At 59.6% G+C, this 11,322-nt stretch carries 12 protein-coding genes; all 12 read right to left on the bottom strand.

Going from position 1 to position 11,322, the window contains the following annotated elements:
* Positions 1 to 7: 7 nt before the first annotated feature.
* The 12 genes from EL257_RS02255 to waaC all read right to left on the bottom strand — a co-directional run bounded on the left by EL257_RS02255 (position 8) and on the right by waaC (position 11,322).
* Positions 8 to 904 carry an antimicrobial resistance protein Mig-14 gene (locus EL257_RS02255; RefSeq protein WP_126359448.1) on the bottom strand — a complete coding sequence of 299 codons (897 nt, stop codon included), beginning with the start codon at positions 902 to 904 and terminating at the stop codon, positions 8 to 10.
* Positions 904 to 2,034, bottom strand: coding sequence for a glycosyltransferase (locus tag EL257_RS02250; RefSeq protein WP_126359446.1), 1,131 nt, complete (start codon positions 2,032 to 2,034; stop codon positions 904 to 906). The genes EL257_RS02255 and EL257_RS02250 overlap by 1 nt, the downstream gene beginning before the upstream one ends.
* A complete protein-coding gene (locus EL257_RS02245; protein ID WP_126359444.1) occupies positions 2,018 to 3,775 on the bottom strand; it encodes a carbamoyltransferase in 1,758 nt (585 codons plus the stop codon). Before EL257_RS02245 ends, EL257_RS02250 begins: the two co-directional genes overlap by 17 nt.
* A gap of 373 nt (positions 3,776 to 4,148) precedes the next feature.
* Positions 4,149 to 4,610 (bottom strand): hypothetical protein, encoded by a 462-nt coding sequence (locus EL257_RS28320; RefSeq protein WP_419866590.1) that lies wholly within the window; start codon positions 4,608 to 4,610, stop codon positions 4,149 to 4,151.
* A 10-nt stretch (positions 4,611 to 4,620) separates the two neighbouring features.
* Positions 4,621 to 4,722, bottom strand: a complete 102-nt coding sequence (locus EL257_RS28315) for a hypothetical protein (RefSeq protein WP_419866607.1) — start codon at positions 4,720 to 4,722, stop codon at positions 4,621 to 4,623.
* 128 nt (positions 4,723 to 4,850) lie between these two features.
* The gene (locus EL257_RS02235; protein WP_126359442.1) at positions 4,851 to 5,183 is read right to left on the bottom strand and encodes a YceK/YidQ family lipoprotein; all 333 of its coding nucleotides are present in this window, start codon (positions 5,181 to 5,183) and stop codon (positions 4,851 to 4,853) included.
* 216 nt (positions 5,184 to 5,399) lie between these two features.
* The gene (locus EL257_RS02230; protein WP_126359440.1) at positions 5,400 to 6,851 is read right to left on the bottom strand and encodes a lipopolysaccharide kinase InaA family protein; all 1,452 of its coding nucleotides are present in this window, start codon (positions 6,849 to 6,851) and stop codon (positions 5,400 to 5,402) included.
* On the bottom strand, positions 6,851 to 7,603 hold the full coding sequence (locus tag EL257_RS02225; RefSeq protein WP_126359438.1) for a lipopolysaccharide kinase InaA family protein: 753 nt from the start codon (positions 7,601 to 7,603) through the stop codon (positions 6,851 to 6,853). Before EL257_RS02225 ends, EL257_RS02230 begins: the two co-directional genes overlap by 1 nt.
* Positions 7,600 to 8,334, bottom strand: a complete 735-nt coding sequence (locus EL257_RS02220; RefSeq protein ID WP_126359436.1) for a lipopolysaccharide kinase InaA family protein — start codon at positions 8,332 to 8,334, stop codon at positions 7,600 to 7,602. The genes EL257_RS02225 and EL257_RS02220 overlap by 4 nt, the downstream gene beginning before the upstream one ends.
* Positions 8,334 to 9,140, bottom strand: a complete 807-nt coding sequence (rfaP, locus tag EL257_RS02215) for a lipopolysaccharide core heptose(I) kinase RfaP (protein ID WP_126359434.1) — start codon at positions 9,138 to 9,140, stop codon at positions 8,334 to 8,336. The genes EL257_RS02220 and rfaP overlap by 1 nt, the downstream gene beginning before the upstream one ends.
* Positions 9,140 to 10,261 carry a glycosyltransferase family 4 protein gene (locus tag EL257_RS02210; protein WP_126359433.1) on the bottom strand — a complete coding sequence of 374 codons (1,122 nt, stop codon included), beginning with the start codon at positions 10,259 to 10,261 and terminating at the stop codon, positions 9,140 to 9,142. Before EL257_RS02210 ends, rfaP begins: the two co-directional genes overlap by 1 nt.
* Complete coding sequence (waaC, locus tag EL257_RS02205; RefSeq protein ID WP_126359431.1) at positions 10,261 to 11,322, bottom strand: lipopolysaccharide heptosyltransferase I; 1,062 nt, start codon at positions 11,320 to 11,322, stop codon at positions 10,261 to 10,263. Before waaC ends, EL257_RS02210 begins: the two co-directional genes overlap by 1 nt.

The following is an 11,322-nucleotide window of genomic DNA, read 5'->3' as shown; positions in this document are numbered from 1 at the left end:
GGCTGGCTCATACGGTGAAGACTGGCACGGGATTGCACCAGCGATCCTTGTATTCACGATCGGCGCGACCGAAAGAAAAGCGCAGCGGCTTGTCCAGTGCCCGCGCGTGTTCCCAGGCGCTTTGCGTATTGAGGAAGCTCAACACGCTGCCGGGGCTGAATTCACGGGTTTGCGGGTCGACACCGCCGTTGATGTATTCGACGCTGATCCACTGCGGCGCTTCTACGCGGTACACCAGTTGAATTGCGATCGGCGCATCATTGAGAAAGATCACCGAGCCGATCAACAGCTCGCGGAGCAGCTCGATCACCTCGGCCATGCGTTCTGCACCCGTTGCCGGGAAACCCCAGCGACGCTGAAACAGATCGCAGTAGATCGCCGCCAGCTCCGCGCTGGAAAACTCGCTGACCGGGCGCACGACGCCGCCTGCTTCTTCCAGCAAACGCAATTCACGGCGCTGGTTGTAGCGAAACTTCTTCGACAGTTCTTCCGGGGTGCGGGCCATGGCCAGTTGTTCGGCCTGCAACTTCATGCCGCTGAAACGGCTCTCGTTGATCGCCGACAAATAGCGCGCACGATGGCGCAACGGCGCTTGGGCATCGACGGCAGCGGGCAGGATCAGCTCGGCGTTGCCGAGGTCGAACAGGCCTTTTTTACCGTTGCGCTTGAGCACGTCCTTGGACAGCGCCAAGTCGCGCCCCCAAGTCGCAATCGCCGCTTTGATCTCGCCCTGCTGCTCCCAGGCCAGGTAACGCACGGGGATGCCGGCAAGCTGCGCCAGACGTTCGACCACCAACGGATGGGTCGCGACGCTGCCGCCGTAACGCTGCCAGACAGTTGCATAGGTCGAGGCGTCGACCGGCGACCAGCCACGTTCGCGCCAGCCTTGAAATCGGTTGAGCATCAGCCCCTCGGTGCCAGATCGGTTACTTGCGGCAGACGCCAGAAGGTGTCGCGCACCGCACGGTCGGAGAAACGCTCACGCAGACGATCAAGCATCATTTGCGCGCACTGCTGGCGCTGCTGATCGTCCATGCCGGCCAGATGCTGCAGGCCTCGTGCAAGGTGTTCGGCGTCGCCCAGCGGGAACAGAATGCCCACGCCTTCGACCACTTCCTTCGCCCCACCACAGGCCGTTGCCAACAAAGGTACGCCAGCAGCCATGGCCTCCAGCAGCACCATGCCAAACGGCTCTTGATCGGAACTCAGGGCGAACACATCAAACGCACGGAAGTAATTGCGCGCGTCCGGCACCTGGCCGAGAAACAACACGCGCTCGCCGATACCCAGTTCGCGGGCAAGCGCTTTGAGGTCCTGCTCCAGTCGTCCCTGGCCGAGGATCGCCAGCTGGCTGTTGCCCGGCAAACCGGGCAGCGCAGCAGCAAAACCCTGCAGCAATGTTGCCTGGTCCTTGTCCGGATGCAGCCGACCGACGTTGCCGACGATCCACGCATCCGGCGCCAGACCGAGCGTCTCGCGGGCTTCGCGGGCGGACACCTGACTGAGCTGCAGCGAAGCTACATCGATGCGGTTATACAGCGTCTGAATACGCTCCTGCGGCCACTTCGGCAGGCAATGCCGCATGTCGTCGCGCACGGCATCGGACACGCCGAGCAGGCTCAGACGCTTGCGGAAAATATGCGCAAACAGTTTGCGCGTGGCGCGTTTGTAATCGTCAAACGCGTGATGCACGCCAATCACTGGCAACGAGGTGCCGAGCAAGGCGATGTAAATCGGCTTGAAACGATGGGCGATGCAGAAACTGAAATTGCGTGAGGCGACGATCTTGCGCAAATCGCTGATGGCGCCCAGCTTCAGGCCACGGATGGCCCTGGAGCTGTACTCCATGAACAACACTTCGTCGGAAGCACACGCGGCGGCCACCTCGCTATCGGCGGCCCCGGTCAGAAAGACCGTGGTCACCCTATAACCAGTGCCCGCGAACAGGCTGGCGTACTGCCGTGCGCAGTCGAGGAACGGCCCGTCATAGCCGTGACAAAACTGCAGCACATGGCGTTCAGCCGAGCGAGTCATAAGCGTTAGCGCCCTCTTTGACCACCAGAATGTCTTCCATGATCAGGTATTGCAAATCGGAGCCGAAGAACATGTTCAGCGCATCGGTCGGCGAGCAGATCATCGGTTCGCCACGGCGGTTGAGCGAGGTGTTGAGCGACACGCCATTGCCAGTCAGGACTTCCAGCGCCTTCATCATGTCGTAGTAGCGCGGGTTGTATTCGCGCTTGAGCACCTGGGCACGGGACGTACCGTCTTCGTGGACGACTTCCGGCACGCGGGTCTTCCACTCTTCCGCCACTTCAAAGGTGAACGTCATGAAGGGAGCCGGGTGGTCGATCTTGATCATCTGCGGCGCGACGGTGTCGAGCATCGACGGGCAGAAAGGCCTCCAGCGCTCGCGGAACTTGATCTGATGGTTGATCCGGTCAGCCACGCCAGGCACGCTCGGGCAACCGATGATCGAACGACCGCCCAGTGCGCGCGGGCCGAATTCCATGCGCCCCTGGAACCAGGCCACCGGATTACCGTCGACCATGATTTTGGCGATCTGCTCCGGCATGTTATCGAGCTTGCGCCAGGTCGGCTTGTTCTCGTGACGGGCGCACGCGGCAATCACGTCTTCGTTGCTGTACGACGGGCCGAGGTAGACGTGTTCCATCTTCTCGACCGGCACGCCACGGGCGTGGGATACGTAAGCAGCGGCGCCGACAGCGGTACCGGCATCGCCGGATGCCGGTTGGACGAACAGCTCTTTGATGTCATCGCGAGCGATGATTTTCTGGTTGAGTTTGACGTTCAACGCACAGCCACCGGCGAACGCGAGCTTGCCGGTTTCCTTGAGCACGTCGCCCAGATAGTGGTCGATCATCTGCAACGCCAGTTTTTCGAACAGCGCTTGCATGCTCGCGGCGTAGTGGATGTACGGTTCGTCAGCGATATCGCCTTCGCGTTTCGGGCCCAGCCATTCGATCAGCTTCGGCGAAAAGTAAAAGCCTTTGCCCTTCTCTTTATAGCGACGCAGGCCGATCACGTTGGCGTAATCGGTGTTGATCACCAACTCGCCGTTCTCGAACGAGGCCAGACGGGAGAAGTCGTATTTGCTGGCGTCGCCGTAAGGCGCCATGCCCATGACCTTGAACTCGCCGTCGAGCATCTCGAAACCGAGGAACTCGGTAATCGCGCCGTACAGGCCACCAAGCGAATCAGGATCGAAGAATTCCTTGATCTTGTGGATCTTGCCGTTCTCGCCATAACCGAAGAAGGTCGTGGCGTATTCACCCTTGCCGTCAATGCCGAGAATCGCGGTCTTCTCTTTGAAACCCGAGCAGTGATAGGCGCTCGAGGCGTGAGCCAAGTGGTGCTCGACCGGCTCGATCTTGATTTTTTTCGGATCGAAGCCCAGTTGCTCCAGGCACCAGACGATCTTGTTGCGATAGCGCTTGTAGCGACGGTTGCCCATCAGGATCGCATCGAGGGCGCGATCCGGCGCGTACCAGTAACGCTTGGCGTAATGCCAGCGGGCCTTGCCGAACAGGCTGATCGGCGCGAACGGAATCGCTACCACGTCAACGTCGGACGGCTTGATACCGGCCTGCTCAAGGCAGAACTTTGCCGATTCGTAGGGCATGCGGTTCTTTGCATGTTTATCGCGTACGAAGCGCTCTTCTTCAGCCGCCGCCACCAGCTTGCCGTCAATGTACAAGGCTGCTGAAGGATCATGGCTAAGGGCGCCGGACAGGCCAAGAATCGTCAATGCCACAGGGGTCTAGCCTCTTTAGTCTGCATGCAGGCGCGATGCGCCTTGAAAATTTATGTGCCCTCGCACCGGGCGAGAGACAGCTAAAGGGCGGGATTATAGCGTAAAAGCGTCCGCAAGCCTCTAGAAGGAACTGGCAGTAGCTACGTTGACAGGCTTTAAACGTCGCCATAGACTTCAGCTCAAATGGACTGGGGGATCCCGGTCGGCGCTAATGCCTCGGTGAGATCACCGGGGCTTTTCGCTTTCTGAAGGCGGGAAAATTTTCAGGCCCCAGTTCTCGAAACCCTTTCCGGCCTTACTGCGCCCACCGCTGCAATAAAACTTGCGTTTGAGCACCTCGAAAGCGCGATTTTCCTGACTCGCTCTCAGACACTCATGCCAATAGGTCTCGCGACAAGATCAGCCAGCTGTAAACGGAGTTGGCTTGTTTTGTAGCAAAGACGATGTCGAACGGTAGTTGAATACTCATTCGATATGCACCGCCGCACATTCTGCGGAACTCTAATTCCAGCTCGTTATCTTCCCGCTTCCCTCGGCGCTCGAAAATCACATGCGTCGACGCATTCTGCTGATTTTTCTCCTGTAAAAATTCGTAGAGCGTTTCCAGACAAAAGCCCAGCGCCAGATGATAGGGATTATCGAGCATACCCTGTGCTTCACGAAGCGAAGCCTTGTCGATGAGACAGCTGATCAGAACGAAATTGCTGGCTTCGATGATGCCGGTCAATTCAGCAAGAAAAGCATGCTTGTGCTCTCTGGAGGTAAACAGGTTGGAGAACGCGCCCTTTTCTTTTCGAATCTCCAGCTCATGCAAGCCGATCAAATCATGCCCCATATGATTGAACTTACTTCTGAACCGCCGGAATGACCTTTTCGCAGTAATGCCTCTTATGAAAGACACAGAACGCGAGTACGAATATCGGGTAGTAGGGATCCAGCTTTTGCATTCCGTGATCGCCGCTTTCATCAACGTATATGACGAAGTCACTGTATCTCGCCAAAGCATGCAGCGGTTCTACCCTATCAATGGCCTCAACCTCTTCGCGGCTCTCAAAAAGAGGAAACTGCACGAAAGTCACCTGCCGCTTGGTCGCCAGTAAATACCGACATTTCCATCCTCAATCTGCCGGTAGATCGTGTACGGCAAGGACACAGTGTCGAATACGCCCGATAGCGGCAGATCGAGCAATACGAACGGCACCAGAAAACCGGTGGGGTCGGGCGGTGCATTCAGGACACAGAAGTCATAGGCCAGACCGCTGTAGATACGTGGTATGGACTGGCAGTAGGTTTTCTGTTTTCTCATGTCGCGGGCGACGTCGGCGTCGTCCTGCAGGACGGTCAGCACACTGCCGCAGCCGGATAAAACCGCGGAAACAGCACACAGCATTACAGCCTTTCTGATCATCAAGCGTTGCCCTCAGTAGTCGTCAGGCAAACTAGCATCGGGGCTTGGCGCGGCACAGTTCATGGCTTCTGTAGAAGCTGTAGGAGAAGTCAGTGGCGCTTGTCCACCCTTTCTCCCGGAGGAAGTGCAATGTTCGGACTGGCCTTTTCGCGAGCGAATTCGCTCCCACATTGCAATGCATTTCAATGTGGGAGCCAGCCCTGCTGGCGAAGGGATTCAGACTGCGCTGGAGATGTCTTTGGGCAAACGCTGATCAATGACTTGATGCAATGCGCTGCTCTCGGGCCAGTTGCGCATGAACCGGGCGCGATCTCGGGCATAGGCCGGGGCGAAACTGCCGAGTGAGGCATGCTGACACATCGAATCAAGATCGATCAGCGCCCAGCGATCCTCCTGCCAGAACAGGTTATGCCCTTTGAAATCGCCATGACTGATGCGCTCGGCGATCAATCGCGCAAACAGTTGATCCAGCGCTTGCAGCTCGGTTTCCGGTGCCGCGCCACTTTCCACATATGGCGCAAAGCGTTCGATGATGTCAGGCCCGGGCAAGTACTCGGTGATCAGATAGGCTCGACGGCGTAGCCACAGGAAACGCTTTTCCAGCACCGCCAGTGGTTTCGGCGTGGCGATGCCGAGAAACGCCAGCCGATTACCTTCATGCCACGAATGCCACGCACGGCTCGGGCGCCAGAAGCGCTTGAGCCAATGGGCGAAATTCTTGATGTTGTAGCGTTTGATGACCAGCGCTCGCCCGGCGACCTCAACCTTGCCGACGCTCGCCGCGCCGCCGGTTTTATACAGATGGCCCCGATCGAGCAGGGCATCGGCCTGCTCCAGCACCGGCAGCATCGCCGTTTCTTCTTCGCGACGAATAGCGCGCAAAGCGAACGCGCCACGCTGCACCGCAAACAGTGTGCACTCGCGACCGACCTTGATCAGGTAATCGCGCAGCCGCCAGGCGCGCACCTTGTCGATCTGCTTTTGCAGCGCTTCCAGCGGTAGCGCGTGCTCGGCATTACTCAACAGGTAATACACCAGCAATTCTTCGGTGAACGGTTCCAGCGATTTGGGTAGCTGGGCGAAAAAGACGCCGAGGTTTTCCAGCACCTTCTGTCGCGACAACGGTTGACCGGCGGTCTCCACGCAGATGCCGGCGCCATCGATCAGGTACAGCTCGCCGTTGTGGCGCAGCAAATTATCGAGGTGCAGGTCTTCCTGCCACAGACCTTTGCTGTGCAATTGCGCGATAGCACTGAGCGCTTCGGCCAGCACCGCCGATTGCTCATCGGCCAGCACGGGCAAGGATTCGACCTCATGCCAAACGTCACCCAAGCTCTCGGAGCCTTCGAGAAATTCGAACAGCAGCCAGCCACCCTCGCCTTCCTTCAAGCCATCGGCCAATAGCAGCGGCGTGGTCATGCTCTGCGCCGCCAGCAGTTTCACGCCGTTGAGTTCACGCTGAAAATGCCGCGCAGCCTTGCTGCCGACCAGCAATTTCGCCAGTACTGGCCGACCGCGCCACACGCCGACGCCGACATAGCGCTGGCCCGGCAACACTCGCAACAGGCTCAGCAATTGCAAATCGGCCGGGCCCGCGGCGTCGGCGAGCGTAATGGTCAATGGCAGGCTCGGGGTGCGCCCGGCGTTTTTCAGATCGGCTAACTGCATCAGCGCGTCTCCTTGCGACTGCGCCGGGCGGTCAACCGCTTGACCCAACTGTCAACCAACGAGCTGCTCGTCGGCTGATCCAGATACGCCGCGAGCAACTCGCGCAATTGCGCCTCGCTCCACTGCGGAGCGCGGCGCCGCAACGGCTCGAGATCCTTGACGCGATCACGCATGCCGAACAGCAACGGCCGGGTCTTTTCCAGGTCGATCAACTGCGCCTGATAGCCGCTGCCGTCAGCCTGCATAAAGATATGTTTGGGGTAAAAACAACCATGCACCTGACGCAAACCGTGCAGGCGTCGTGCGAGCAATCCGCACGCCTTGAGAATCGCCGACTGTTGTACCGCCGGCAGCTCAGACCAGCGCTGCAGCAGCGAATCGAGGTCGTCCCAGCCATCGAGGGCGCGAGTCAGCAGAATTGCCCGAACCTCACCCTTGACCTTGCGCTCGCCAAAAAACACCGCTTGCAAGGCTGGAATCCCCAGCATGTTGTAGCGGCTGATGTTGCGAAATTCGCGGGCGAAACTCGGCTCGCCGAACGGTGCATGCAACGTACGCGTCAGGTAATTACTCTGGCGCTTGAGGTAATACGCGTGCCCTTCCAGCTCCAGACGGAACACGCTGCTCCAGCCGCCGCCGTCAGTGTTGGGCTCGTCCACCGCTTCAAGCTGTTTGGCCCACAAGGCCTCGAAGGTGCCGAGACCATTGCGTTCAAGCAGCGCTCGGTCTGCAGCGGCCAGAAAATCAGTCATTCACGTCCCTCGAAAAATCTCACCACGTGGCGAATGCGCTTTTTGTCAGCGGCATTCAGGCGATCGCGGCCACGGTATTGCAGATAAAAGCGCAGGCGCTGGGTGTTCGACAGGTGATATTTGGCGACCTTGTCGAGACACGCCAGATCTTTGGTGATGCGGTATTTGAGCCAGAAACCGCGCCAGAAATCGCCGTTCGGGCAGTCGATCAGAAACAGCCGCGCCTGATCGTCGATCAGCAGATTGCGCCACTTCAGATCGTTATGGGTGAAGCGATGGTCGTGCATGGTGCGGGTGTAACCGGCCAATTGCCGACTGACGCCATCGACCCAGGCGCGGTCGTCGAGCTTGGGATCCTTGCGCTCGGCCAGCGCCGAGAGATCCTCGGTGCGCGGCAACTCGCGAGTGATCATCGCGCCACGGTCGTACGCCGCGCCCCGACGCTCCAGGCCCCAGGCCACCACCTCCGCAGTGGGGATGCCCCACTTGGCGAAGCGCTTGAGGTTCTGCCATTCCATCTTCACCCGTGGCTTGCCGAGGTAGCGGCGCAAGCCCTTACCGGCGCCGACGTAGCGTTTGACGTAATAGTTGACGCCGTTGCGCTCGACGCGAATGACTTCGGACAACGGATCGCGGGTCAGCCGCTCGCCCTGCAGGGCAAATACCGCTTCGAGGCTGCCAAAGTCGGCGGCGAGATCGCTGTATTCAGGCTCAAGAATCCAACCCGCCATCAGAGCGCATCTCCGTAACGCTGTTTGCGCGCGTAGAGCTTGTTGGCTTTGCCTTCGAGCCAGCTCAACAGCGCCGCCTCTTCAGCGAGAATCTGCCGTAGCGGCTGCTGGAAATAACCCTTGAGGAAGCGCAACTTGTCGCGGCGGGTCAGGCCGATGTCCAGCGCGGAAAAGTACAGCGCCGCCAGATCCTTGTTGCGCCAGCGCTGGGTGATCTTGGCGCGGGTCTGGGCGCGGTGCAGGTCGATCACCGAGAGTTTGAAATCTTGCGGCGTGACCGGTTTGTCGGTGTGCAGCAGGAAGTGGCAGATGTAGCAGTCGCGATGGTTGACCCCGGCGCGGTGCATCATGCCGGTCATGCGTGCGACTTCGGCAATCAGCGCGCGCTTGAGTTTTGGCTCGGGCGGCTGTTTGATCCAGTCGATGCTGAAGTCTTCGAGGCTGATGGTCGGCGCCAGTTCTTCGGTGACGATGAACGAATGCTGATCTGCCGGGTTGCTGCCCTTTTCGCCATACGCGACGGCTGTCATGGTCGGCACGCCGACTTCCTGCAGACGCTGGATGGCCTTCCACTCCTGACCCGCGCCGAGCACCGGCAGCTTGGCGGTGAGCAGGTTCTTGAAGATTTCGCCCCAGCCGATGCCACGGTGGATTTTCACGAAAAATCCGTTCCCGTCGACTTCCGTGCGCAATGTCCGACGTGCTTCCAGCTCGCGGTATACCTCGCCCTGCAAGCCTTCGACTTCGGCGAACGGGTCGCGTCCGGCCCAAAGGCTTTTGAACGGTTCAGCCAGCATCAACTTCATTAAGCGTGCTCCGCCAGAATCACATCGGCCGCGTGCTGCGGCATGCTGTAGAGGTCGGCCGTCTCGGCGAAGGCCAGACCGTTGCGGCTCCAGGCCGCGCGTGCAGCGTCGTCGCTCAACATTTCGGTCAGGTATTGGGTCAGTTGCGCCTGATCGAACGGCTCGTCCAGCACACGCCCGGCGTCGGCCTCGGCGATGTAATGGGCGTAACCGCAGACCGCGCTGACCAGCACCGGCAGACCGGCCACCAGTGCCTCGAGCAACACCGTGCCGGTGTTTTCGTTGTACGCCGGGTGGATCAACAGATCGGCACCGAGCAGGAAGCGCGGGATATCGCTGCGGCCCTTGAGGAACGTCACGTTGTCACCCAGGCCCAATGTCGCACTCTGCATCTGGAACAATTTGGGGTCATCCTGGCCGATTACAAACAGCCGGGTGCGTTTTTTCAGTTCCGCAGGCAATGCGGCCAATGCTTTGAGGCTGCGATCGACGCCTTTGGTCTTGAACCCCGAACCGATCTGCACCAGCAGCAGTTCGTCGTCCTTCAAATTGAATTCGGCACGGAAACCGGCACGAATCTCGTCGGCATCCGCTGGACGCCGACGATCCTGAGCGATACCCGGCGGCAGCAAGTGAAAGCGCTCCAGCGGCGTGTCGTAATGCTTGATGAACAGCGGCTGCTGCACTTCGGAAATCATCAGCACTTCGGTTTTCGCGTCTTTGGCGAACACCGCGCGCTCGTACTCGGCGAAGTGGCGATAACGGCCCCAGCGGCGGTACAGCGAATGGCGCAGGTTCTGCGCCTTGTCTTCGAAACAGCCGTCGGCGGCGTAATACACGTCGAGCCCCGGCATCTTGTTGAAACCAATCAGGCGATCGACCGGGCGCTTGGCCAGATCCGCTTCCATCCACGCGCTGAGTTTTTCATTGCGACGATGGTTGAAGAATGCCTTGACCGGCGCCACCAGCACTTCGAACCCCGGCGGCACATCACCTTCCCAGATCAACGTGTAGACACGGATCTGATGACCGCGCTTCTGGCATTCAAGGGCGATGCGCATGAAATCGCGCTGCAAGCCGCCGAACGGGAAATATTTGTACAGGACGAATGCCAATTGCATCAGCGCAGCTCCTCAGCCATTAACAACGTGCTCAGTCGGCTGGCGACACGCTCGGGGTTCACACGCGTGAAGCACAAAGGCTGCTCGCGCTTGAGGTCAAACTGACGGGCATCCTGCTCGGTCGGTTGATAAGTACATTTCTTTTGCATGCACGGCGCGCACGGAAAGTCGCTGGCCAGATGAATCTGCAATTTGCCGTAGGCGCCGGTCAGGCCCGGGTTGGTCGGGCCGAACAGCGAGATGGTCGGCACGTCGAGTGCGGCGGCCAGGTGACCGAGGCCTGTGTCCACCGCAACGCAGGCTTGCGCCCCGGCAAGGACTTTGCCGACGCCGGCCAGATTGAGTTTCGGCAGCACTTCGGCGTGCTTGAAGCCGGCGGCGATGCGCTCGGCGCGGGCCTTTTCCTGCGGATTGCCCCACGGCAACTTGACGCCAACCCCAAGGTAGCCGACCCGTTCGGTCAGTTCACGCCAGTAGATTTCCGGCCAATGCTTGGTGTCCCAGGTGGTGCCATGCAAGAACACCACGAACGGATTCTTGCGCGGCAGCTCGACCAGTCGCTCAACGTTGAGGCCGTAATCGCCCAAGCCTTTGGGCAGGTCATAACCGAGGGCGATGGCGAACAACTGACGTACACGTTCGACAGCGTGCTGTCCGCGCGCCACGGCCAGTTTGCGGTCGTAGAAACGCGCAGCCATCGGTTCGCGAGCCGAACCTTTGTCGAGGCCGGCGACCGGGGCTTTGACGCAGCGGGTCAGCCAAGCGCTTTTCAGCAAACCTTGAGCGTCAATTACCAAATCGTATTTGTTCGCCCGCACGCTTTGCTTGAAGCGCTTCCATTCGCCGCTGGTGAGGGTCTTCCAGAGGTTTTTGCGCCAGCGGCGGATGGCCACCGGGATCACTTTGCCGACGGCGGGGTGCCACGTCGGGATTTCGGCGAAGCCTTCCTCTACGACCCAGTCGAACTTGATCCCGGGAATGGCCCGGGCGGCGTCGGTCAGCGCTGGCAACGCATGAATCACGTCACCCAGCGATGAGGTCTTGATCAGCAATACCCGCAA

Origin of the sequence: Pseudomonas fluorescens, from assembly GCF_900636825.1 — a bacterium.
GTDB classification, from domain to species: Bacteria; Pseudomonadota; Gammaproteobacteria; order Pseudomonadales; family Pseudomonadaceae; genus Aquipseudomonas; species Aquipseudomonas fluorescens_BG.
This window is presented reverse-complemented; position numbering and strand designations above follow the sequence as displayed.

What these genes read in the sequence shown, in the direction of transcription:
- EL257_RS02225 (WP_126359438.1), bottom strand. Translation starts at nt 7,603, where the DNA reads ATGACTGATTTTCTGGCCGCTGCAGACCGAGCGCTGCTTGAACGCAAT.
- EL257_RS02230 (WP_126359440.1), bottom strand. Translation starts at nt 6,851, where the DNA reads ATGCAGTTAGCCGATCTGAAAAACGCCGGGCGCACCCCGAGCCTGCCA.
- EL257_RS28315 (WP_419866607.1), bottom strand. Translation starts at nt 4,722, where the DNA reads ATGCAAAAGCTGGATCCCTACTACCCGATATTCGTACTCGCGTTCTGT.
- EL257_RS02250 (WP_126359446.1), bottom strand. Translation starts at nt 2,034, where the DNA reads ATGACTCGCTCGGCTGAACGCCATGTGCTGCAGTTTTGTCACGGCTAT.
- EL257_RS02235 (WP_126359442.1), bottom strand. Translation starts at nt 5,183, where the DNA reads ATGATCAGAAAGGCTGTAATGCTGTGTGCTGTTTCCGCGGTTTTATCC.
- EL257_RS02220 (WP_126359436.1), bottom strand. Translation starts at nt 8,334, where the DNA reads ATGGCGGGTTGGATTCTTGAGCCTGAATACAGCGATCTCGCCGCCGAC.
- rfaP (WP_126359434.1), bottom strand. Translation starts at nt 9,140, where the DNA reads ATGAAGTTGATGCTGGCTGAACCGTTCAAAAGCCTTTGGGCCGGACGC.
- EL257_RS02255 (WP_126359448.1), bottom strand. Translation starts at nt 904, where the DNA reads ATGCTCAACCGATTTCAAGGCTGGCGCGAACGTGGCTGGTCGCCGGTC.
- EL257_RS02210 (WP_126359433.1), bottom strand. Translation starts at nt 10,261, where the DNA reads ATGCAATTGGCATTCGTCCTGTACAAATATTTCCCGTTCGGCGGCTTG.
- EL257_RS28320 (WP_419866590.1), bottom strand. Translation starts at nt 4,610, where the DNA reads ATGGGGCATGATTTGATCGGCTTGCATGAGCTGGAGATTCGAAAAGAA.